Here is a 19,699-nt window from a genome sequence, read left to right as displayed (position 1 = left end):
TGTCGTCACCGACACTCAGCCGATCACCTTGCGCACGACTTCCGTCAGCCGTTGCGGATCGAATGGCTTAACCAGCCAGCCGTTGGCGCCGGCGGCACGTCCCTTCGCTTTCATCTCGTCGCTGGATTCCGTCGTCAACACCAGAATCGGCACGCTTTGATAGGTCGGCAGCGCCCTCAGCGAACGGATCAGCGTGAAGCCATCCATGCGCGGCATGTTCTGGTCGGTCAGCACCAGATCGAACACCTGTGTCTTTGCCTTGTCGAGTCCGTCCTGGCCATCGACAGCTTCCGTTACCTGATAGCCCGCAGCCCGCAGGCTGAACACCACCATCTGTCGCAATGATCCCGAATCGTCGACTGCCAATATCGTCTTTGCCATTTCCACTCCCGTTTCCTGCTAATTCTGTCCTCGATGCGCCAACCTGTGCCGTATCGTCATCAAAACAATTCGATGTCGCCGCTTTCCATATGCGTCTGCCGTACGGCTTTCCACAGCTCGCGTTCCAGCACGGCGTTTTCCGCTTCCAGCATCTCATTGATCTTGCTCAGCGCGCAGATCATTTTATCGTCGCTCGCTTCCGCTTCCAGCCCTTCCGCGCCATTTCCGAGAATCTCCAGCACGTCGCGAAATCCGACCACGCGACGCATCGTGCGCCCGATCAATTGATTGGTCATATCCTGGAACTGCAGTCCGGTCACCGCGGAATTGACATGCAAATCGATCTGGCTTGCCTGCTCACGGAGCCGCACCATGTCCGCCTGCTGAGACGCTTCGTTCGCCATCAATGCATCGACAAGCTGCTGCTGGGCCGTCACTGCCGCATGGATCGCCATGAAACTGGCGCCGAGCTTCTCGATCGCTTCCGTCAGCAGCACGTTCGTCTGCATCAGATCGGTCTCAAGCTCGTTCAGATGCTGCCGGCCATGTTCCGACAGCGTCGACAGCAGATCCTTGATCTGAAGCGCCAGCGAATTGGAGGTGGTCGTCATGATGGAAATATGCCCGATCGTTGTTTCATCGACATGTTCAATGTGCCGCTGGCGCCTGAGGAATTTGCGGCGTCTCCATCGATTGCGGTATGCCCGGCTGTACCACGCCCGATACATTGACGGCCTCGCCCACTACCTGCTTCGCCTCCGCGCCATCCGCGACGTGCGCGTCGGTATTTTCCTTGGTAATGGATTCTTCCGTCTTCTTGTTCATGACGATGATGCTGATGCGCCGGTTGACGGGATTGTAGGGATTCTTCGCGTCGAACAGCACAGCCGACGACAATCCCACGACACGCAGCACCTTGTTCTCCGCCATGCCGCCTGCCACCAGTTCACGCCGCGACGCGTTCGCCCGGTCGGCAGACAGTTCCCAGTTGCTGTAGCTCTTCTCCCCGCTGGAATACGGCGTGGCATCGGTATGACCGGACAGGCTGACCCTGTTTGGAACGTCGTTGAGAATCTTGGCGATCTCGTGCAGGATCACCTTGGTATACGGTTGCAATTCGGCGCTCGCCAGCGCGAACATCGGGCGGTTCTTCTCGTCCACGATCTGAATGCGCAAGCCTTCCGACGTAATGTCGATCAACAGCTGCTTCTGGTATTGCTGCAGGCTGGGAATGGTTGCGATCGCTTCTTCTATCTTGTCCTTCAGGATTTGCAGACGCTTCGCTTCGGCTCTGGCAAGCTCTTCCTCTGCCGCCTTCAGGCTGTAGTTGCGGGCAGGCGTCAGATCCTCGCCTTTCTTCTGCTGGCCGTCGATGCGTGTCATGTCCTTGCCGCCGCCCTTGATGACGCTGGTCGCGTCACCACTGCCCGAACCGCCCGCCATCGCCACCTTCAGCGGCGTACTGAAATAGTCGGCAATGCCTTGCAGATTGCCCTTGGTCGTCGAACCCAACAGCCACATCAGCAGGAAAAACGCCATCATCGCCGTCACGAAATCGGCATAGGCGATCTTCCAGGCGCCGCCATGATGGCCGCCGCCCGGTTTTTTCACACGCTTGATGATGATGGGACGGAGTCCTTCGTCGGCCATGTCAGTCTCCGCTCGCTGTTCTTTTCTTGTTTATGTGTACAACTTATTTCGACTTCGACTGCCTGATGTGATCTTCCAGCTCGGTAAACGACGGACGTTCGGTCGAGAACAGCACTTTCCGGCCGAATTCCACAGCCAATGCAGGTGCATAACCGTTCAGGCTGGCCAGCAGCGTGACCTTCACGCACTGGAATACCTTCGACGATTCGTGCAGTTTCTGCTCGAGCACGCTCGACAACGGCGTGACGAAACCATAGGAAAGAAGAATACCGAGGAAGGTGCCGACCAGCGCGTTCGCGATCAGGATGCCCAGCTCTGCCGGCGGCAATCCAACCGACGCCATCGTATGCACAACGCCCATCACCGCGGCGACGATACCGAAAGCCGGGAGACCTTCGCCCATCTTGGAAATGCAGTGCACGGGAATCTCGCCTTCCACGTGATGCGTTTCGATTTCGTTGTCCATCAGGTTCTCGATCTGGAACGCATCCATGTTGCCCGATACCATCAGGCGCAGATAATCGGTCATGAATTCCGTCAGATGATGGTCGGCCAGCACTGCCGGATACTTGGAAAAGATCGGGCTTTCCTCGGGGCTCTCGACGTCGCCTTCGATCGACATCAGACCTTCCTTGCGTACCTTGCTCAGAATTTCGAACAGCAGCGTCATCAGCTCCATGTACAGCGCCTTCGAGTACTTGGAACCTTTGAGTGCGGAAGGCAGTGCTTTCAGCGTAGCCTTGATCGCCTTGCCGCTATTGCCGACGAAGAATGCGCCGGTAGCGGCACCGCCAATCATCAACAACTCGACCGGCTGGAACAGGGAATGCAAGTGTCCGCCTGCCAGTGCGAACCCGCCAAACACCGAGGCGAGGACGACCACATATCCGATAATGACTAACAAGCGCAGGCTCCCCGTTTGATGAGTATGAGTTATAAGTTGCCATTATTGCCTCAACAATTGCCAATGCGCAACCAGAGTAGCCATGGCATGCCGAGACAAATCGGCACCTTCACATACTCACTTTCAACGGCTCGGATTATCGGAACTTGATGTTCGCCTGCAAACGAAAAGCGAATAAATTTTCAAAGACGCCAGACATGCAGGTCGGGACCATCGTCCTTGAGAGAGACAATTTTGTCCGCCGGAACTCCGGCAATGGGGAATTCATAACTGAGCAACAAGCTGCCGGGACGCATCTCGGCACATGCCTTTTCCCATAAGCCCGGCATGGCAACGGGAGACAGATAAGCGAAGACGACGTCGTAATCTGCAAAATTCAGCGAGCGGTAATCGCCACGCATAAACTGCGCCGCACCACCTGCCATGCGTGCACGCAGCAAGGCGATGGCCCAAGGAAGCGGTGCAATTTCGATACCGAAAAAGCGGCCGGAAAGCCGTCGCGCAAGGTAGAGAACCAAACCGCCGAATCCGCAACCGATATCGATGAAGCGCATCCCCTCTCGCTCCGGCAGCATTCCTTCGACCGCCTGCCACACCGACAGACGCGAGGGATAGTACGGTACCTGCGTTCTGAACGTACTCCAATACAGAAAGAGGAAGACGAGAAAGGCCGCCAAAAACACAGCCGGCGGCAACTGCAGCGCCAGCGCCAGGATCAGCAGAATGGGGAAAAGAAACTGAATGATCCACCACCAGCGAGCCTGCCGGCACCAACAGGACAAGGCAGCGGCGATTGTTCCTTGCAGGATGGCCGCGGCAAGAAGATTGATCGATATCTGAAAAATCAGGTCGAGACCTGCAGCAAGCAACAGAACAATCAAAAAAGCGGATATCTGCAGCAGCAGCGCCAGGATGGCAGGCGTTTTTACGAATGCCGGAGGCGCCGGTCTTGCGCCGGAGCGCCTCTCGATTTTCACAGAAGGTAGTTGGGTTGGGTCTTTTTAAGCCGCCACGGCATTTGCGTCCTGCTTGGCACGCTTGGTCTTGCCAGCGCGGGACGGCATATGACACAGACCGCAGGTATAGTTTGCGTTCAGGTCCAGATGATGGACCACAAAATGGCCGCCGCACTCGCTGCAGCAAGCGGTCGACAGCATTTTACTCTCGAAGAAGCGCACCAACGTCCATGCGCGCGTCAACGACAACACCGGCTCGCCATCCGGCCCCGGTCCGACCTGCTCCAGATACAGCTTGTACGCCTTGATGACGGCCTGGATGCCGGTCACCTGCGCATGTTCGATCAGGTATTTATGGATACCGATGAACAGCGACGAATGGATGTTCGGCTGCCAGGTAATGAACCAGTCGGTCGAAAACGGCAGCATGCCCTTCGGCGGAGAGACACCGCGCAGCTCTTTATACAATTTCAACAAGCGTTCGCGCGACAGCGATGTTTCAGATTCCAGCAATTGCAACCTTGCGCCAAGATTGATCAGCTCGATGGCGAGTTGAATTTCCTGGGATTCCGACACAACGCTTTTCTTTGCCATTTTGTGCTCGCTGCAGATGAAATAAGGAAACGAACCGGAACAGATATCAGGCGATCTGTTCCACTGCCTGGCCTGCCATCAGAATGGCGGCGTGCGAGTGGGAAAGCGAGCGGTCCTTGTTGTAGTCGGCCAGCATGCCGAGAATCGCGCCGTCGTCGAAGCGGAAACGAGCGAGCATCATGTTGGCGCCGGCAAGCTTCAGAATCTGCGCATTGCTCATGCCTTCAATCAGGTCGGCGATTTCGTTGCTGATGCCCAGCCGGAAAATTGCAGTCGCCTTGTCAGCACGAATCATCTGTTGCGCCAGCATCAGATAACCCAGATTGGCGTCACGAATTTCAGCAATGATGTCGTTGGTTGTCATGGTCGTCCTCGCCCCTGAATGTAATCGGCTGTAACAATTTGTTTCACCGTGGAATGCATTCTGCTGCGAGCGGAAAGCTGCCGAAACTGGCGGCACTCCGTTTTTGAATACAGCGAAGACGACAAAAGGCCGGTAGGCGTTTGTCTTACAAACGTCAACCAGCAAGAGGCGCAGCCTTTAAAAAATCAGGCTGGAAACGGCTTGGGTATTAGGCCTCGGGATTTAGCAACTCCCGCAAAACCATCCCCTGAAAAAGAACAATCAAGAAAGACTCGTCTATCTTTTAATCACGCAAATTTCTGAATTTTTGACTCGTCGCGGCGAATGAATCTGCTTTTTCACCACATCTATTCTCTTTAACGGCAGCTTTTTTCAGAACTTTAGGGCTTGACCCAAAAAATTTTGAAAATATTTTCGTGCCTATCTGGATGAAATAACGGCATTGCTGTCCGGAACTTTAGGGAAGTAGATAAAATTTTTACGCGACGCCTTTGAATGCAATTTATGCAACTTTTTGCCGATTGGATTCCCGCTTTAAGGACAACTCAATAAAGAAGGAAAAGATCGCTCAGACTGGAAAGCTAGGTTCCGCAGCGGCATCAGACACCGCTTTTGATCTGTTCACGAACAAATCAAAATGAGGTAAATCAAAACCGCGACACCAAATGAAAAAGCCCTCGACTTTCATCGAGGGCTTTTCTTGATTTCTTGGCGGAGACGGAGGGATTCGAACCCTCGATACAGGTTTAAGCCCATATGCTTCCTTAGCAGGGAAGTGCCTTCGACCACTCGGCCACGTCTCCACATCGATCAACGGCAAGAACGCACCGTTGCGAGGTCCAGCATCATAACTTCTCAAGCATGTTCGGGTCAACCAAACGATGCAATCGATCCGGCTTAATTGCTCTTTTCGAGATCGAACGTCTTATGCAAGGCGCGTACGGCAAGCTCCATGTACTTCTCGTCGATCAACACGGAAATCTTGATCTCGGAAGTCGAAATCATCTTGATGTTGATGCCCTCTTCCGACAACGTACGGAACATCTGCGATGCGATGCCGACATGGCTGCGCATGCCGACGCCAACCACGGAAACTTTCGATACCTTTGTGTCGCCTTCAATGCTGGCTGCACCGATATGCGACTTGACGCTGTCGTTCAGGACGTCGATGGCCTTTGCATAGTCGTTGCGCGGCACGGTAAAGGTGAAATCGGTTTTGCCATCGACCGACTGGTTCTGGATGATCATATCGACTTCGATATTCGCATCTGCAACCGGGCCGAGAATCTGATAGGCGATGCCCGGACGATCCGGCACGCCGAGTACGGTAATCTTCGCCTCGTCGCGATTGAAAGCAATACCGGTAATTGCAGCTTGTTCCATGTTTGTATCTTCCTCAAACGAAATCAGGGTGCCGGACTTTGCTTCTTCTTCCAGCGGCATCATCGGGTCGGTCAGCGACGACAGCACGCGCGTCGGCATGCGATAGTTACCGGCAAATTCGACCGAACGGATTTGCAGAACCTTGGAGCCCAGCGATGCCATTTCGAGCATCTCTTCAAAGGTCACGGTGTTGAGCTTGCGCGCTTCGCTCACGACACGCGGATCGGTCGTATAGACGCCATCGACGTCGGTATAAATGAGGCACTCCTGCGCTTTCATCGCGGCGGCCACTGCCACAGCCGACGTGTCCGAACCACCGCGACCGAGCGTCGTCACGTTGCCCCCATCATCCACGCCCTGGAAACCGGTAATAATGACGACACGACCGGCTTCGAGATCCTTGCGTACCTTGGCGTCATCGATCGACTGAATGCGTGCCTTGGTATGCGCCGAATCGGTCTTGATCGCAACCTGCCAGCCGGCATACGACACGGCTTCCTTGCCAATGGCCTGTAATGCCATCGACAGCAACGCGACGGAAACCTGCTCGCCGGTCGAGGCCAGCATGTCGAGTTCGCGCGGATCGGGCTGCGGCATCACTTCCTTTGCCAATCCGATCAGACGATTGGTTTCGCCGGACATGGCCGACGGTACAACGATGATCTGGTAACCGGCGTCATGCCACTTGGCAACGCGTTTGGCGACGTTCTTGATGCGCTCGGTGGAGCCCATCGACGTACCGCCGTATTTGTGAACGATTAAAGCCATAAAGGGGGAGAAATGCTGAAGTGAGGAGCAAAAATCAACCCACGACTTTACAGCCTGCGGCACGGAATGACAAGCCCGACAACGATCAGAGGGGTGATTTTTCTTATCAAATCAGAATCACATCTGCAATTGGCCTGCGGCGTCGAATTCCCAGCGGAAGCGCACTCGCACGCCGGGTTCGGTCCCGAAAGCATGGCAATCCATGCCGACGCCAGCGGCAAACAACAATTGCTTTCCCGCAAAAATCAACGGCAGGCGCTCGCGCTCCCACGAAGGCACGTCGCACGCCTGATAATGCGCTTTGAGACTGCGCGTGGGACGATTCCAGGCCGGCTTCAGCCGCTCGCCGCCGCCGCGCAAGGCGATCGTCAGCGTCTGTTCGGACAACCAGCCGATGTCGATGCCCTGCTCGGCCGTTTCCACATACAACATGCCGCCGAATGCGGGAAACGGGATGGATGCTTCGCCGTTCCACCGGAAATGCTGCATACCGGTCGTAGCGCCATCGCTGCGCTTCGGCGTGATGAAGACATGATTGCGATGCCGACGCACATCGCCGTCGGGATGCATGACGCACAAACGAGCGTCAGGTTTCGCGCTCAGCAATTGTTCGCGCACTTCATCCAGCCATGATGTCGACGGCATGCGCATCCCATGCAATGCGAACCAGTATCGCAGCAGATTGTCGATGCGCTCGATATCGAATTGCGCCAGCTTCGTTACGTCCAACGCTTCGCCATCCAGGCAGACGGACAAATCCTGCGCCGCGAGCGTATCGAGCAGTTTCTGCGCGGATTGCGCATGATGCGCCGTCCTCGAAAAGCGCTGCTGGAATCCGGGGAAATGCCGTACCAGGGCCGGCATCACTTCCTGCCGCAAGGCATTGCGCGCATAACGCGTATCCGTATTTGATTCGTCCTCGACGAAAGAAATCGCCTTGTCGTCAGCCCACGCTTCCAGATCAGTGCGCGCGCATTGCAGCAGCGGCCGCCCCATCATCAGCGCCGCATCGCCGAGCAAACCGGCTGCATGATTGGCTTCGTCCATGCCGGACAGCCCCGCCACGCCCGAACCGCGCAACAGCTGCAATAGCACCGTCTCCGCCTGATCGTCCTGATGATGTGCAGTCAGCAGCAACGGCACACGATGTGCGATGCACATGGCGCCCAATGCCGCGTAACGACTATGGCGCGCCGCCTCTTCCACGCCGCGCTTCTCCGCCTGTTCGATGTCGATATGCCGAGAGTCGAAAGAAACGCCTAACTGCCCAGCTTGCTGCGCGCAATGTGCCAGCCAGCGGTCCGCATTCAGGCTCAATCCGTGATGCACGTGGAAGGCGAATAACTGCAATCCATGTTCTGCCACACAGGCATGCATCAGTTGCAAAAGCGCCGAAGAATCCAGCCCTCCGCTATATGCCACCGCCACGCGTTGCATATCGAAGCGCTCCGGATCGGGCGCAGAAAGAGAAACGCGCGTCCGGATTTCCCTGAACGCGCGTTCGCATGCCTGCTGCAACGTGGGCATCTGTTTATCGGACATGCCTCATTCCGGCGTGTTGAGTTCCTTGAATTTGCCGTAGCTCATCAGTTTTTCATGGCGAGCGGCCAGCAGATCCTTGGTTTTCATGCCTTGGAACTGGCGCATCGTATCGGCCAGCGCACGCTTCAGCATCGCTGCCATCTGCTTCGGATCGCGATGTGCGCCGCCCAGTGGTTCATTGATGATCTTGTCGATCAGGCCCATGGCCTTCAGACGATGCGCGGTCAAACCCAGCGCCTCGGCCGCATCGGATGCGCGCTCCGCGGACTTCCACAGGATCGATGCGCAGCCTTCCGGCGAAATCACCGAATAGGTCGAATACTGCAGCATCAGCACCGCGTCGCCGACGGCAATTGCCAGCGCGCCGCCGGAGCCGCCTTCGCCGATGATGGTCGCAATCAGCGGCACCTTCAGTTCGGCCATCACATACAGATTGTGGCCGATCGCTTCCGACTGGCCACGCTCTTCCGCATCGATGCCCGGAAATGCGCCCGGCGTATCGACAAAGGTAAAGATCGGCAAGCCGAATTTTTCCGCCAGCTTCATCAGGCGCATCGCCTTGCGATAGCCCTCCGGCTTCGGCATGCCGAAGTTGCGCATGCTGCGCTCCTTCGTATCGCGGCCCTTCTGATGACCGATCACCATGCACGGCATGCCGTTGAAGCGCGCCAGGCCACCGACGATCGACAGGTCGTCCGCATAGGTGCGGTCGCCGTGCAGTTCGTGGAAATCCGTGAAGATTTCATTGACGTAATCCATCGTGTACGGACGCTGCGGATGGCGCGCGATCTGCGACACCTGCCATGGCGTCAGCTTGGCGTAGATATCCTTCGTCAGTTGCTGGCTTTTCTTTGTCAGACGGTCGATTTCTTCCGAAATGTCCACGGCCGAATCGTCCTGCACAAAACGCAGTTCCTCGATTTTCGAATCGAGTTCCGCGATCGGCTGCTCAAAGCCGAGGAAAGTTGTTTTACTCATCGTGCCTCCTTGTTCAACACGGAGATAGCTTGTTCGTATCGTTTGGTCCCGCCTCAATAGGCAACGGGTACCGGCTCAAGACTGCGCCACAGGTACCAGGTTGCGACGGTACGGTATGGTTCCCAATTGGCGGCGACTTCGCGCGCATCGCTGCGCGAAACCGGCTCACCGGAAAAATAATTACGGCTGATTCCCGCCAGCAGGCCGACGTCGTCCAGCGGCAGGATATTCGGGCGGAGCAGATTAAATATCAAAAACATCTCCGCTGTCCAGCGTCCGATGCCGCGAATCTGGATCAATTCGGCGATGACGGCCTCGTCTTCCATCTCGGTCCACTTGTCACAATTGACACGTTTTGCCTTGAAATGGTCTGCCAGGTCGAGGATGTATTCCGCTTTGCGCTTGGAAAGACCGCAGGTCGCAAGCTTGTCGCCAGCCCGGATGACCTGCGCCGGCGTGCACTTCGGACAGGTTTCCAGAAGCCGCTGCCAGACGCTTTCAGCTGCCTTGACGGAAATCTGCTGGCCGATGATGGAACGCGCCAATGTCAGGAAAGGATCGCCGCGACTGACCAGATGGAGATCGCCGAACTGCGGAATCAGCTTGCGCATGATCCGGTCGCGCTTCATCAGCTCGACCTTGGCCTCCTCCCAATATGGCGGCAGGATGCATGTTTCTTCAGCGACGATCAGTTTCCCCATGCGACCTTATGCCTTTCGCCATTCGGTCAAACCACCCGGCTTGTCTTCCAGAACGATGCCCTTTTCCAGCAGAACTGCGCGAATGCGATCCGCTTCTGCAAAATTCCTTGCCTTCTTGGCATCGATGCGGGCGGCGATCTGCTCGGTCACGAATGTTTCCAGATCGCCATCGTTGGCCAGGCCGGCATGCAGGAATTCCTGCGGTGTGCGCTGCAGGAGACCGACTATACCAGCGAGACCGACCAATTGGCGCGCCAGTACCGGAGATTTTGTCTTGTTGACTTCATTCGTCAGCTCGAACAGCACGGCAACGGCCAGCGGCGTATTGAAATCGTCGTTCATCGCCTCGGCAAAACGCACCGCATGCGCTTCCGTCATGTCCAGCGGCAAGCCATCCGGTGCGACATCCTTCAATGCCGTATACATGCGGGTCAGCGCATTGCGCGCATCGTCCAGATGCGCATCCGAATAATTCAGCTGGCTGCGATAGTGCGCGCGCAGGATGAAGAAGCGCACGACCTCGGCGTCGAATTTCGCCAGCACTTCACGGATCGTGAAGAAGTTGCCCAGCGATTTCGACATCTTTTCGTTGTCGACGCGCACGAAGCCGTTGTGCATCCAGTAATTGACGAAAGTTTTGCCGGTCGCGCCTTCGGATTGTGCAATCTCGTTCTCGTGATGCGGAAATTGCAGATCGGCGCCGCCGCCATGGATGTCGAAATGCTCGCCCAGCAGCTCGCAGGACATTGCCGAGCACTCGATATGCCAGCCGGGGCGGCCGCTGCCCCACTTCGATTGCCACTTCACTTCGTCGGGCTCGGATGCCTTCGATGCCTTCCACAGCACGAAGTCCAGCGGATCGTGCTTGCCTGTATTCACGTCAACGCGCTCGCCGGCGCGCAGATCGTCCAGCGACTTGCCGGACAACTTGCCGTAACCGGCAAAGTGGCGCACGGCGAAATTGACGTCGCCGTCGTCGGAACGATAAGCCAGGCCATTTCGTTCCAGTGCCTCGATCAATCCCAGCATCTGCGGTACGTAAGCAGTGGCACGAGGTTCCTGATCCGGTTTCTGCACGCCGAGCGCGGCCGCATCTTCGTCCATCGCATCGATGAAGCGCTGCGTCAGTTGCGAAATCGATTCGCCGTTTTCCGCTGCCCGCTTGATGATCTTGTCGTCGATATCCGTGATGTTGCGCACGTAAGTGACGTCGTAACCTGAAGTGCGCAGCCAGCGCTGCACCAGATCGAACACCACCATCACGCGCGCATGCCCGATATGACAGTAGTCGTAGACGGTCATGCCGCAAACGTACATGCGCACCTTGCCCGGCTCGATCGGCGTAAACGGCTGCTTCTCGCGCGCCAGCGTGTTGTAGATCTTCAGCAAACTCATGGATATCGTGTGTCGGTCAGGAATGTACCGCTGGCTGGATGCGTTTACCGCTCGCATCCGCAACGGCATTTCGTCAGATGGCGCGGCGGTCACGCCAGACACTTGGTCATACTTCTTTTGATAAAATGCACGTTTTCGCGGCAGTATAGCATTGATGAAAACGGCTCAAGCCGGCTTATCGATTGCTGCAGACGCTCCTTCGTCTCTTTGCCACGCACAACAAGGATGTCGCAAAGGGACGGCATGATATGCCAGCAGGACTGTTATCGCAACCGCGCTCTGCCGCCCGGGCATGACATTTTTTTCAATCCGTCTTGAACAGGAAAACCGCATGCAACCACTCCGCCGCCGGCTTCTGGGTTTTGCAGCCGCATTGTCGCTGTCGATCGCGTTTCTTCCAGCTTATGCCGCAGCTCCTCGCGTGCTGCTGAAAACCAGCATGGGCGATATCGAACTGGAATTGAATGCCGACAAGGCGCCAAAATCGGTCGCCAACTTTCTGCAATATGTAGAGAGCGGCCAATACAACGGCACGATCTTCCATCGCGTAATCGGCAATTTCATGATCCAGGGCGGCGGCTTCGACAAGGATATGCGCGAAAAACCGACGCGTGCGCCGATTCCGAATGAAGCGAAGAACGGCCTGCGCAATGACGTCTATACGATCGCAATGGCGCGTACCAGCGAACCGAATTCGGCCGCTGCACAATTCTTCATCAACACGAAGAACAACGATTTCCTCAACTATCCTGGCCAGGACGGCTGGGGTTACGCCGTCTTCGGCAAGGTCGTTAAAGGAACGGAAGTCGTCGACAAGATCAAACAGGTTCCTACCAGCAACCGCGGCTACTTCCAGAACGTACCGACCACACCGGTCGTCATTGAATCCGCCACCGTCGTCCGGTAATCTCTGTCATACATTCATATCAACCCATAAGAAGGAATATCCATGGCTGTCATCCTCACCACCAACCACGGCAAGATCACCATCGAACTCGACGCCGAGAAAGCACCGAAGACGGTGGAAAACTTCCTCGCCTACGTCAATGCAGGCCACTACGACGGTACGATCTTCCATCGCGTGATCGACGGTTTCATGATTCAGGGTGGCGGCTTCGAGCCGGGCATGAAACAGAAGCCGACCAACGAACCGGTCGAGAATGAAGCCAAGAACGGCCTGAAAAACGATCACTACACAATCGCGATGGCGCGCACTTCGGCACCGCACTCGGCAACCGCGCAATTCTTCATCAACGTCAACAACAACAGCTTCCTTGACTATCCAGGCCAAGACGGTTGGGGCTACTGCGTGTTCGGCAAAGTCACCGACGGCACCGACATCGTCGACAAGATCCGTTCGGTCAAGACCACGCGTGCCGGCATGCATGCCGACGTGCCGGTTGAAGACGTCGTGATCGAGAAAGCCGAAGCTGTCTGATGACGGCGGCACGATGACCGTTCAGGCATCAAGACGAGCGCAGCCGGAAATGGCTGCGCTTTTCGTTTCCGACCTGCATCTGCAGCAAGACATGCCACGCACCATGCAGGCATTCCTTTCCTTCCTGCAGGAGCAGGCGCCGCGCGCCGCGCAACTCTATCTGCTGGGCGACATCTTCGAAGCATGGGTCGGCGACGACGATATCGACGATCCTTGCCACCGCCTCATGGCGGACGCCATCCGCTTTCTGAGCGAACAGGGAACCAACGTTTTCTGGATGGCAGGCAATCGCGACTTTCTCGTCGGCGAGCGCTTCGCACAGGCCGCCGGCATGACCTTGCTGGACGACCCAGTCGTCACCACGATTTCTGGCCGCTCTCTCGTGCTGACGCATGGCGATGCGTGGTGTACCGACGATACCGCCTACATGCAGTTCCGGGAACAGGTGCGCCAGCCGGAATGGCAGAAGAACTTCCTTGCACTGCCGCTCGCGCAACGCAAGAAAATCGCGGAAGAGTTACGTGCCGGCAGCCGGGAAGCGCAAATAGGCAAGTCCTATGCAATCACCGACGTCAACGACAAGGCCATAGCCGACCTGTTCGAACGTACTGAAGCGACGGTCATGATCCACGGCCACACACACAGGCCGGCTGTACACCAGCATCAAGTCGACGATGCCGCACGTCTACGCTACGTACTTTCGGACTGGGATCTGGATCATGGTGCGCCGCGCGGCGACTGGCTATCGATCGACAACCATGGAACGATACGCCGCCACGACCTGCATGGCGGCGAAATCGAAAACTGAACCGGGATATTTACGCCGCTGACTTGCACCGCTGACGGTTTGCGCAACTGGCAGCGGCTTGGCGGCAGACTACTCGAACTGCGCGCGAAATCTTCCGAATTGCTCGGTCAGCGCAGCAACTTCTGCCTTCAGCGCAGCGACCTCATGCTCCAACTCAGCAATGCGGTCATTTCGCGACACCGGTGCAGCAACATCGGCACCACCGGAAGCGATCGTCGATGGATCGACCTCTCCCGACAGCAGTTGCACATAGCGCGCCTCCTTCGAACCCGGCGCGCGCGATAGCTTCGCCACCAACGGCGGATACTTATCGATCAGGAACTGCAGGCAGGCTTCGACGTCTGCCAACGACGCAAACTCCTGCAGACGGCCACAGCGAGCACGTATCTCTCCTGCCGTTTGCGGGCCGCGCAGCATCAGGATGACCAGCACGGCCAGTTTGTCCTGTTCCAGCGCCCACTTGATCCGCAGCCGATGTTCGTACTTGGGAACACGTGCTCCCGACTGATTGACTTCGGCAACGAAGCGCTCCTGCATCAATCGCTGCAAGGCCTGCTGCACATCATTCTCGCTCAGTGCCATCACCGGCTCGCGGCTGGACAACTGGTTGCAGCCATTGACCAGTGCATTCAACGACAACGGATAGTTGTCCGGTATCAGCGCTTCTTTTTCCGCCAGTACTGCCAGTACGCGCAGCTCATGCGCATCGAACAAGTCCTGTCCTTCGACCGGCGTTGCGACGATCGGCTGTGTTTCTTCACTACTCATTATTTCGTCTGGTTGTCGCAGATTGTCACTTGCCGTACTTATTCGACGAGCTTGTTCAACTGTTCTGCATCGAATTTTTCGGTCGACTGCAGCGTTTCGCAATCGATGCCTGCACATTTCAACGCGGCGAGGATTTTCTCGATCTGATGTTCCTGTGTCGCTGCATTGTCGATCAGGCCGTGCAAGGCCTTGGACAGCGGATCGTCGCCATTCGGCGTCACGCCGTAGGCAGCAAACATGCGTGCAGCCGTTTCATCGCGCGCATTGGTTTCCTTCAAAATGATGCGTGCCGGATTGCCAACCGCCGTCGCACCTGCCGGCACTTCCTTGACGACAACCGCATTCGAGCCGACCTTGGCGCCCTCGCCGACCGTGAACGCACCCAGTACCTGCGCGCCGGCGCCGATGATGACACCGTTCGCCAGCGTCGGATGACGCTTGGCGCCCTTGCTCAGCGACGTGCCGCCCAGGGTTACGCCTTGGTAGATCGTGCAATCGTCACCGACTTCGGCCGTCTCGCCGATCACCACGCCGAAACCGTGATCGATGAAGACGCGACGCCCGATCGTCGCGCCCGGATGGATTTCGATGCCGGTCAGGCCGCGCGAAATATGCGACGTGAAACGGCCCAGCCATTTGCAATCACGCTTCCAGAACCAATGCGCCCAGCGATGCATGACGATGGCGTGAAAACCCGGATAGCAGGTAATGACCTCCCACGCGCTACGCGCGGCGGGATCACGCGTCATGATGTTGGCGATGTCTTCTCGGATACGGCTGAACATGGATTTCGGAATGCTGAAAAATGCGTAGGATGCAGGACTTTAATGATTATGCGTATTGCGCATGAAAAAATGCGCAATACGCAAGTTTAGCCTGTAATGGCCGATCATGAATGCCGCCGCACAGGGACGTCGGCGACAGGAACGGCTGAATGTCGTCAGACGATCCGTTGGCGGCGCGCTTCGTACAGACAGACGCCGGAAGCAACGGAAACGTTGAGGCTTTCGACCGAGCCGAACATCGGGATGCCGACCAGCACGTCGCAGGTTTCGCGTGTCAGACGGCGCATGCCTTCGCCTTCCGAACCCATGACCAGTGCCGCCGGACCGGAAAAGTCTGCCTGATAGAGGTTTTTCTCCGCATCGTCGGTAGTGCCGACCAGCAGAATGTCGCGCTCTTTCAGTTCACGCAGCGTGCGCGCCAGATTCGTCACCGTGATGTACGGCATCGTATCGGCAGCGCCGCTGGCGACCTTGGCCGCCGTCGCGTTCAGGCCGACGGCGCGATCCTTGGGTGCAATCACGGCATGCGCGCCGGCGCCGTCCGCCACGCGCAGGCAGGCGCCGAGGTTGTGCGGATCGGTCACGCCGTCCAGCACGAGCAGCAACGGCGGTCCTTCAATGCCGTCCAGCAATTCGTCCAGATTGCGTGCCAAAGACAACTGGCCAGCCTTCGCCACCACCCCTTGGTGGCGGCGCGTGCCGACGATGGCATTCAGGCGGGCGTCGTCTGCCTGGATCATGCGTACGCCGGCTGTCTGGATCGCGCGGATCAATTCCTTCATGCGCGGATCGCGGCGTTCCGCGTCGATATAGATTTCCTCGATCGACGAGGCATCGTGGCGCAGACGCGCCGTCACGGCATGGAAGCCGAAAATCATCTTGCTTTTCATTGTTATCGTTTCTTCTTGCCTGATCGGGAAGCGGCAGCGCGCTGCTTGCGTGGCGGCGCTGCACGCTTGGGCTGCGCCTTGGCTTTTTTCGCGGAAGCCGGTTTGGGCGGAGCCGCCTTGGCCGATTTCTTCGGCTTGGCTGCGCGGACGCCCTGCTCGACTTCTGCGCGTCGCGCCTCGTTTTTCAATACCGTACGAATTCCCGGTTCATTGACCAGTCGCAGATCGATCTTGCGCGCATCCAGGTCGACACGACTGACCTGCACCGTCACGCGATCCGTCAGCTGATACCGAATACCCGTACGCTCGCCGCGCAACTCGTGCCGTGCTTCGTCGAATTTGAAATGGTCTGCCCCCAGTTCGGTGACATGCACCATGCCTTCGATGTACAACGCATCGAGCTGCACGAAAATGCCGAATGCCGCCACGCCGGAAATCGTACCGGTGAACTCTTCGCCCAGTTTGTCGCGAATGAAGTAGCACTTCAGCCATGCCTCGACATCGCGCGAAGCTTCATCGGCCCTGCGCTCGTTTGCCGAGCAATGAATCCCCAGTGCTTCCCAGATAGCCAGATCGCCTTCCGCTTTCGCCTTCTGCCTGCCTTCCGCCTTGTCCTGCGCGTTCTTCTTGCGTGCTGCCGGCGACAGCATGGTATTGAGCTGGCTGGTGTCGATGCTCTTCGGCGTGTAGCGCTTGCCGTGCAGGATCGCCTTGATTGCGCGATGCGTCAGCAGATCCGGATAACGGCGGATCGGGCTGGTGAAATGCGCGTATGCCGCATAGGACAAGCCGAAATGGCCGATGTTGTCGGGACTGTAGACCGCCTGCTGCATCGAGCGCAGCAGCATCGTCTGCAGCAGCAAGGCATCCGGCCGCGTCTTGATCTTCGTCATCAATTCGGCATAGTCCGCCGCTGCCGGCTTGTCGCCGCCGCCCAGATTCAATCCAACCTGTTTCAGGAAGGTGCGCACCTGATTCAGCTTTTCCGTCGTCGGCAGCGCATGCACGCGATACAGGCTCGGATGCTTGTGCCGCTCCAGCAAATCGGCTGCGCAAACGTTCGCCGCCAGCATGCATTCTTCGATCAGCTTGTGTGCTTCGTTGCGCGTACGTGGGACGATCTGTTCGATCTTGCCAACCTCGTTGCAGACGATATACGTTTCGGTCGTCTCGAAATCGATGGCGCCGCGCGCATGACGAGCCTGCAGCAATGCCTGATAGACGCCGTACAGATGCAACAGATGCGGCACCAGCGCCTGCTTGCGCGAGGCCTCGATACCTTTCGTATTGCCGAGAATCGCGGCAACTTCGGTATAAGTCAGACGTGCAGCTGAATGAATGACGGCAGGATAGAACTGATAGGCCTTGATCTCACCCTTCGCGGTAATGACGGCATCGCACACCAGCGTCAGGCGGTCCACATCGGGATTCAGCGAACACAAACCGTTCGACAGCTTTTCCGGCAGCATCGGAATCACGCGGCGCGGGAAATACACCGACGTACTACGCTCCAGCGCATCCACATCCAACGGCTCACCAGGCTTCACGTAATGGCTGACGTCGGCAATTGCAACGATCAAGCGAAAGCCGGAAGCGCGGCCGATCTTGCACGGCTCGCAGTAGACGGCATCGTCGAAGTCACGCGCATCTTCGCCGTCGATCGTCACCAGCGGCACATCGCGCAGATCGACACGCTCGTTCAGATCCGCTGCACGGACCTCGCTCGGCAGTTTGGATGCCGCTTTCTTCGCCTCTTCGGAAAACTCGTGCGGCACACCGTATTTGCGTACGGCAATTTCGATTTCCATGCCCGGATCGTCGATATCCCCGAGCACCTCGACAATGCGGCCGACCGGCTGGCTGAAACGCGACGGCTGTTCGATCAATTCAACGCTGACCACCTGCGCTGCCTTCGCCTTGCCAGGCGATCCGGCCAACAGGATGTCCTGACCGATGCGCTTGTCTTCCGGCGCGACGATCCAGACGCCATTTTCGTTCAGCAGACGACCGATGACATGCGTGTTGGCGCGTTCGACCACTTCGACGATTGATCCTTCCGGACGGCCGCGCCGATCGGTGCCGACGATGCGCACCTGCACGCGATCGCCGTGCAACACTTTCTGCATCTCTTTTTCCGGCAGAAAGATATCCGAACTGGCGTCGTCGGGAATCAGGAAACCGAAACCGTCGCGATGACCGCTGACACGGCCTTCGATGAAGTGCGACGAATGTGCAAGTTGATAATTACCAGCGCGGTCCGGCTTGATCTGTCCGTCGCGCTCCATCGCATTCAGGCGACGCGTGAATCCTTCCATTTCGTCGGGCTTGACGCCCAGCGCCGCAGCAAGCGAATCGGCATCATGGGAAGTGGCCGCCGTGCGAAGAATGCCGAGGATTTCTTCCCGGCTCGGGATGGTATATGTGTATTGGCTCAAAAGCGCTTTCTACTGACTAAAATTTGATTGAACGAAGCGAGTGTAACGGAGCATGTGGATGTTTGCATGACAAGTCGGTGATCCGACAAATTATCTGGCAATGGGTGTTGACAGCCTCCGTAATCCCTATATAATGGCGGTCTTTCTGCAGCAGTACAGCAGCAGGCCCACGTGGCGGAATTGGTAGACGCGCATGGTTCAGGTCCATGTGCCGCGAGGTGTGGGGGTTCGAGTCCCTCCGTGGGCACCAGGTCACAAAGAGAAACCCGTTGATTCGTCAACGGGTTTTTTCTTTTCTGCCGGCACATTCGTGCCCTCTTGTACTCTCTTCTTGCTTGTGCACTTCACTGCGGCGTATTGTGTACTTGTGTCCTGGTCGCGCAATCGCTCGATTTGCGCTCGATTTGATTACGAACCTTTTCTGCGCGCCGCCAGTTGATGCGGCCGCAAATCGTCATATTGCTCGAACGGCTGATGTATCCATGGATTGTCGGCCAGGTAGTCGAGATAAAAATCCGGCTTGACCGAAGAACATGCCTTGTACCAGATGACTGCCGTTCTGATCTCGCTCACGGCGGGAAAACGCTCTGCCAGATGACGCTGCACCTGCTCCAGCGTCACGCCCGAATCCACCAGATCGTCGATCAGCAAGACCTTGCCACCCAGCGTGCCCTTGGTCATCGTGATATGCGCGGCGATATCCAGTTGCCCCTGCGCCCTGCCCGCATCCGCACGGTAGGAACTCGTCGACAGGATCGCAAGCGGCACATCGAAAATGCGCGAAAAGATATCGCCCAGCCGCAAACCGCCGCGCGCCAGACATAGCACCTGGTCAAATGCCCATCCTGATTCGTGAACGAGCAGCGCCAGCCGCTCGATGGCATCGTGATACGCGTCCCAGTCAACCCAGAGATCAGAGGAAGCCGGTTCACACGCATCACGCATTACATCACCCGTCG

Annotated in this window: 20 protein-coding genes and 2 tRNA genes; 4 read left to right on the top strand and 18 right to left on the bottom strand. The window is 57.2% G+C overall.

The genetic code is table 11. The annotated features are described in order from the left end of the window. Window positions 1-15: 15 nt before the first annotated feature. From ACO1VH_RS08250 to cysS, 13 genes are all read right to left on the bottom strand, one after another. Window positions 16-381, bottom strand: coding sequence for a response regulator (locus ACO1VH_RS08250; RefSeq protein ID WP_486244019.1), 366 nt, complete (start codon window positions 379-381; stop codon window positions 16-18). Window positions 382-440: 59 nt separating this feature from the next. Beyond that, window positions 441-992 carry a chemotaxis protein gene (locus ACO1VH_RS08245; protein WP_486244018.1) on the bottom strand — a complete coding sequence of 184 codons (552 nt, stop codon included), beginning with the start codon at window positions 990-992 and terminating at the stop codon, window positions 441-443. Window positions 993-1,029: 37 nt separating this feature from the next. Continuing rightward, window positions 1,030-2,031: a flagellar motor protein MotB gene (motB, locus tag ACO1VH_RS08240; protein WP_486244017.1), complete on the bottom strand. Its 1,002-nt coding sequence runs from the start codon at window positions 2,029-2,031 to the stop codon at window positions 1,030-1,032. A gap of 43 nt (window positions 2,032-2,074) precedes the next feature. After that, window positions 2,075-2,935, bottom strand: a complete 861-nt coding sequence (motA, locus tag ACO1VH_RS08235; protein WP_486244016.1) for a flagellar motor stator protein MotA — start codon at window positions 2,933-2,935, stop codon at window positions 2,075-2,077. Window positions 2,936-3,117: 182 nt separating this feature from the next. Next, complete coding sequence (locus ACO1VH_RS08230; protein WP_486244015.1) at window positions 3,118-3,912, bottom strand: class I SAM-dependent methyltransferase; 795 nt, start codon at window positions 3,910-3,912, stop codon at window positions 3,118-3,120. A 24-nt stretch (window positions 3,913-3,936) separates the two neighbouring features. Continuing rightward, window positions 3,937-4,485 (bottom strand): flagellar transcriptional regulator FlhC, encoded by a 549-nt coding sequence (gene flhC / locus ACO1VH_RS08225; protein ID WP_486244014.1) that lies wholly within the window; start codon window positions 4,483-4,485, stop codon window positions 3,937-3,939. A gap of 46 nt (window positions 4,486-4,531) precedes the next feature. Beyond that, the gene (flhD, locus tag ACO1VH_RS08220; RefSeq protein ID WP_486244013.1) at window positions 4,532-4,849 is read right to left on the bottom strand and encodes a flagellar transcriptional regulator FlhD; all 318 of its coding nucleotides are present in this window, start codon (window positions 4,847-4,849) and stop codon (window positions 4,532-4,534) included. Window positions 4,850-5,558: 709 nt separating this feature from the next. Beyond that, window positions 5,559-5,652, bottom strand: a tRNA-Ser gene (locus tag ACO1VH_RS08215). A gap of 94 nt (window positions 5,653-5,746) precedes the next feature. Continuing rightward, the gene (locus ACO1VH_RS08210) at window positions 5,747-7,000 is read right to left on the bottom strand and encodes an aspartate kinase (protein WP_486244012.1); all 1,254 of its coding nucleotides are present in this window, start codon (window positions 6,998-7,000) and stop codon (window positions 5,747-5,749) included. 117 nt (window positions 7,001-7,117) lie between these two features. After that, complete coding sequence (tilS, locus tag ACO1VH_RS08205) at window positions 7,118-8,542, bottom strand: tRNA lysidine(34) synthetase TilS (protein ID WP_486244011.1); 1,425 nt, start codon at window positions 8,540-8,542, stop codon at window positions 7,118-7,120. Window positions 8,543-8,545: 3 nt separating this feature from the next. Beyond that, window positions 8,546-9,520 carry an acetyl-CoA carboxylase carboxyltransferase subunit alpha gene (locus ACO1VH_RS08200; RefSeq protein ID WP_486244010.1) on the bottom strand — a complete coding sequence of 325 codons (975 nt, stop codon included), beginning with the start codon at window positions 9,518-9,520 and terminating at the stop codon, window positions 8,546-8,548. A 53-nt stretch (window positions 9,521-9,573) separates the two neighbouring features. Next, on the bottom strand, window positions 9,574-10,221 hold the full coding sequence (locus ACO1VH_RS08195; RefSeq protein ID WP_486244009.1) for a DNA-3-methyladenine glycosylase family protein: 648 nt from the start codon (window positions 10,219-10,221) through the stop codon (window positions 9,574-9,576). 6 nt (window positions 10,222-10,227) lie between these two features. Then, on the bottom strand, window positions 10,228-11,616 hold the full coding sequence (gene cysS, locus ACO1VH_RS08190) for a cysteine--tRNA ligase (RefSeq protein WP_486244008.1): 1,389 nt from the start codon (window positions 11,614-11,616) through the stop codon (window positions 10,228-10,230). 331 nt (window positions 11,617-11,947) lie between these two features. Here cysS and ACO1VH_RS08185 point away from each other — a divergent pair, with 331 nt between their 5' ends. Genes ACO1VH_RS08185 through ACO1VH_RS08175 form a run of 3 tightly spaced genes read left to right on the top strand, consistent with a single transcriptional unit; the run spans window position 11,948 to window position 13,862 of the window. Further along, window positions 11,948-12,523, top strand: coding sequence for a peptidylprolyl isomerase (locus ACO1VH_RS08185; protein WP_486244007.1), 576 nt, complete (start codon window positions 11,948-11,950; stop codon window positions 12,521-12,523). A 42-nt stretch (window positions 12,524-12,565) separates the two neighbouring features. Next, window positions 12,566-13,054, top strand: a complete 489-nt coding sequence (locus ACO1VH_RS08180) for a peptidylprolyl isomerase (protein WP_486244006.1) — start codon at window positions 12,566-12,568, stop codon at window positions 13,052-13,054. A 49-nt stretch (window positions 13,055-13,103) separates the two neighbouring features. After that, window positions 13,104-13,862 carry a UDP-2,3-diacylglucosamine diphosphatase gene (locus tag ACO1VH_RS08175; RefSeq protein WP_486244005.1) on the top strand — a complete coding sequence of 253 codons (759 nt, stop codon included), beginning with the start codon at window positions 13,104-13,106 and terminating at the stop codon, window positions 13,860-13,862. Between the two features lie 69 nt (window positions 13,863-13,931). Here ACO1VH_RS08175 and ACO1VH_RS08170 read toward each other — a convergent pair whose 3' ends face one another. The 4 genes from ACO1VH_RS08170 to rnr all read right to left on the bottom strand — a co-directional run bounded on the left by ACO1VH_RS08170 (window position 13,932) and on the right by rnr (window position 18,740). Beyond that, window positions 13,932-14,630 (bottom strand): YceH family protein, encoded by a 699-nt coding sequence (locus tag ACO1VH_RS08170; RefSeq protein WP_486244004.1) that lies wholly within the window; start codon window positions 14,628-14,630, stop codon window positions 13,932-13,934. A 38-nt stretch (window positions 14,631-14,668) separates the two neighbouring features. After that, the gene (gene cysE / locus ACO1VH_RS08165) at window positions 14,669-15,415 is read right to left on the bottom strand and encodes a serine O-acetyltransferase (RefSeq protein WP_486244003.1); all 747 of its coding nucleotides are present in this window, start codon (window positions 15,413-15,415) and stop codon (window positions 14,669-14,671) included. Between the two features lie 155 nt (window positions 15,416-15,570). Beyond that, entirely contained in the window at window positions 15,571-16,305 is a 735-nt protein-coding gene (gene rlmB / locus ACO1VH_RS08160) for a 23S rRNA (guanosine(2251)-2'-O)-methyltransferase RlmB (RefSeq protein WP_486244002.1), read from the bottom strand. A gap of 2 nt (window positions 16,306-16,307) precedes the next feature. Then, window positions 16,308-18,740 carry a ribonuclease R gene (gene rnr / locus ACO1VH_RS08155; protein WP_486244001.1) on the bottom strand — a complete coding sequence of 811 codons (2,433 nt, stop codon included), beginning with the start codon at window positions 18,738-18,740 and terminating at the stop codon, window positions 16,308-16,310. Window positions 18,741-18,905: 165 nt separating this feature from the next. Here rnr and ACO1VH_RS08150 point away from each other — a divergent pair. Next, a tRNA-Leu gene (locus ACO1VH_RS08150) sits at window positions 18,906-18,990 on the top strand. 158 nt (window positions 18,991-19,148) lie between these two features. Here the strand turns inward: ACO1VH_RS08150 and ACO1VH_RS08145 are convergent. Next, window positions 19,149-19,685: a phosphoribosyltransferase gene (locus tag ACO1VH_RS08145; RefSeq protein WP_486244000.1), complete on the bottom strand. Its 537-nt coding sequence runs from the start codon at window positions 19,683-19,685 to the stop codon at window positions 19,149-19,151. Window positions 19,686-19,699 lie beyond the last annotated feature (14 nt).

Source organism: Oxalicibacterium sp. (genome assembly GCF_057353965.1).
The sequence above is the reverse complement of the archived record's forward strand: the minus strand, read 5'-3'. Positions and strand labels throughout refer to the sequence as shown.

What these genes read in the sequence shown, in the direction of transcription:
- ACO1VH_RS08180 (WP_486244006.1), top strand. Translation starts at nt 12,566, where the DNA reads ATGGCTGTCATCCTCACCACCAACCACGGCAAGATCACCATCGAACTC.
- ACO1VH_RS08145 (WP_486244000.1), bottom strand. Translation starts at nt 19,685, where the DNA reads ATGCGTGATGCGTGTGAACCGGCTTCCTCTGATCTCTGGGTTGACTGG.
- ACO1VH_RS08210 (WP_486244012.1), bottom strand. Translation starts at nt 7,000, where the DNA reads ATGGCTTTAATCGTTCACAAATACGGCGGTACGTCGATGGGCTCCACC.
- ACO1VH_RS08245 (WP_486244018.1), bottom strand. Translation starts at nt 992, where the DNA reads ATGACGACCACCTCCAATTCGCTGGCGCTTCAGATCAAGGATCTGCTG.
- ACO1VH_RS08195 (WP_486244009.1), bottom strand. Translation starts at nt 10,221, where the DNA reads ATGGGGAAACTGATCGTCGCTGAAGAAACATGCATCCTGCCGCCATAT.
- tilS (WP_486244011.1), bottom strand. Translation starts at nt 8,542, where the DNA reads ATGTCCGATAAACAGATGCCCACGTTGCAGCAGGCATGCGAACGCGCG.
- ACO1VH_RS08170 (WP_486244004.1), bottom strand. Translation starts at nt 14,630, where the DNA reads ATGAGTAGTGAAGAAACACAGCCGATCGTCGCAACGCCGGTCGAAGGA.
- cysE (WP_486244003.1), bottom strand. Translation starts at nt 15,415, where the DNA reads ATGTTCAGCCGTATCCGAGAAGACATCGCCAACATCATGACGCGTGAT.
- ACO1VH_RS08250 (WP_486244019.1), bottom strand. Translation starts at nt 381, where the DNA reads ATGGCAAAGACGATATTGGCAGTCGACGATTCGGGATCATTGCGACAG.
- motB (WP_486244017.1), bottom strand. Translation starts at nt 2,031, where the DNA reads ATGGCCGACGAAGGACTCCGTCCCATCATCATCAAGCGTGTGAAAAAA.
- rlmB (WP_486244002.1), bottom strand. Translation starts at nt 16,305, where the DNA reads ATGAAAAGCAAGATGATTTTCGGCTTCCATGCCGTGACGGCGCGTCTG.
- flhD (WP_486244013.1), bottom strand. Translation starts at nt 4,849, where the DNA reads ATGACAACCAACGACATCATTGCTGAAATTCGTGACGCCAATCTGGGT.
- flhC (WP_486244014.1), bottom strand. Translation starts at nt 4,485, where the DNA reads ATGGCAAAGAAAAGCGTTGTGTCGGAATCCCAGGAAATTCAACTCGCC.
- ACO1VH_RS08185 (WP_486244007.1), top strand. Translation starts at nt 11,948, where the DNA reads ATGCAACCACTCCGCCGCCGGCTTCTGGGTTTTGCAGCCGCATTGTCG.
- ACO1VH_RS08200 (WP_486244010.1), bottom strand. Translation starts at nt 9,520, where the DNA reads ATGAGTAAAACAACTTTCCTCGGCTTTGAGCAGCCGATCGCGGAACTC.
- ACO1VH_RS08175 (WP_486244005.1), top strand. Translation starts at nt 13,104, where the DNA reads ATGGCTGCGCTTTTCGTTTCCGACCTGCATCTGCAGCAAGACATGCCA.
- cysS (WP_486244008.1), bottom strand. Translation starts at nt 11,616, where the DNA reads ATGAGTTTGCTGAAGATCTACAACACGCTGGCGCGCGAGAAGCAGCCG.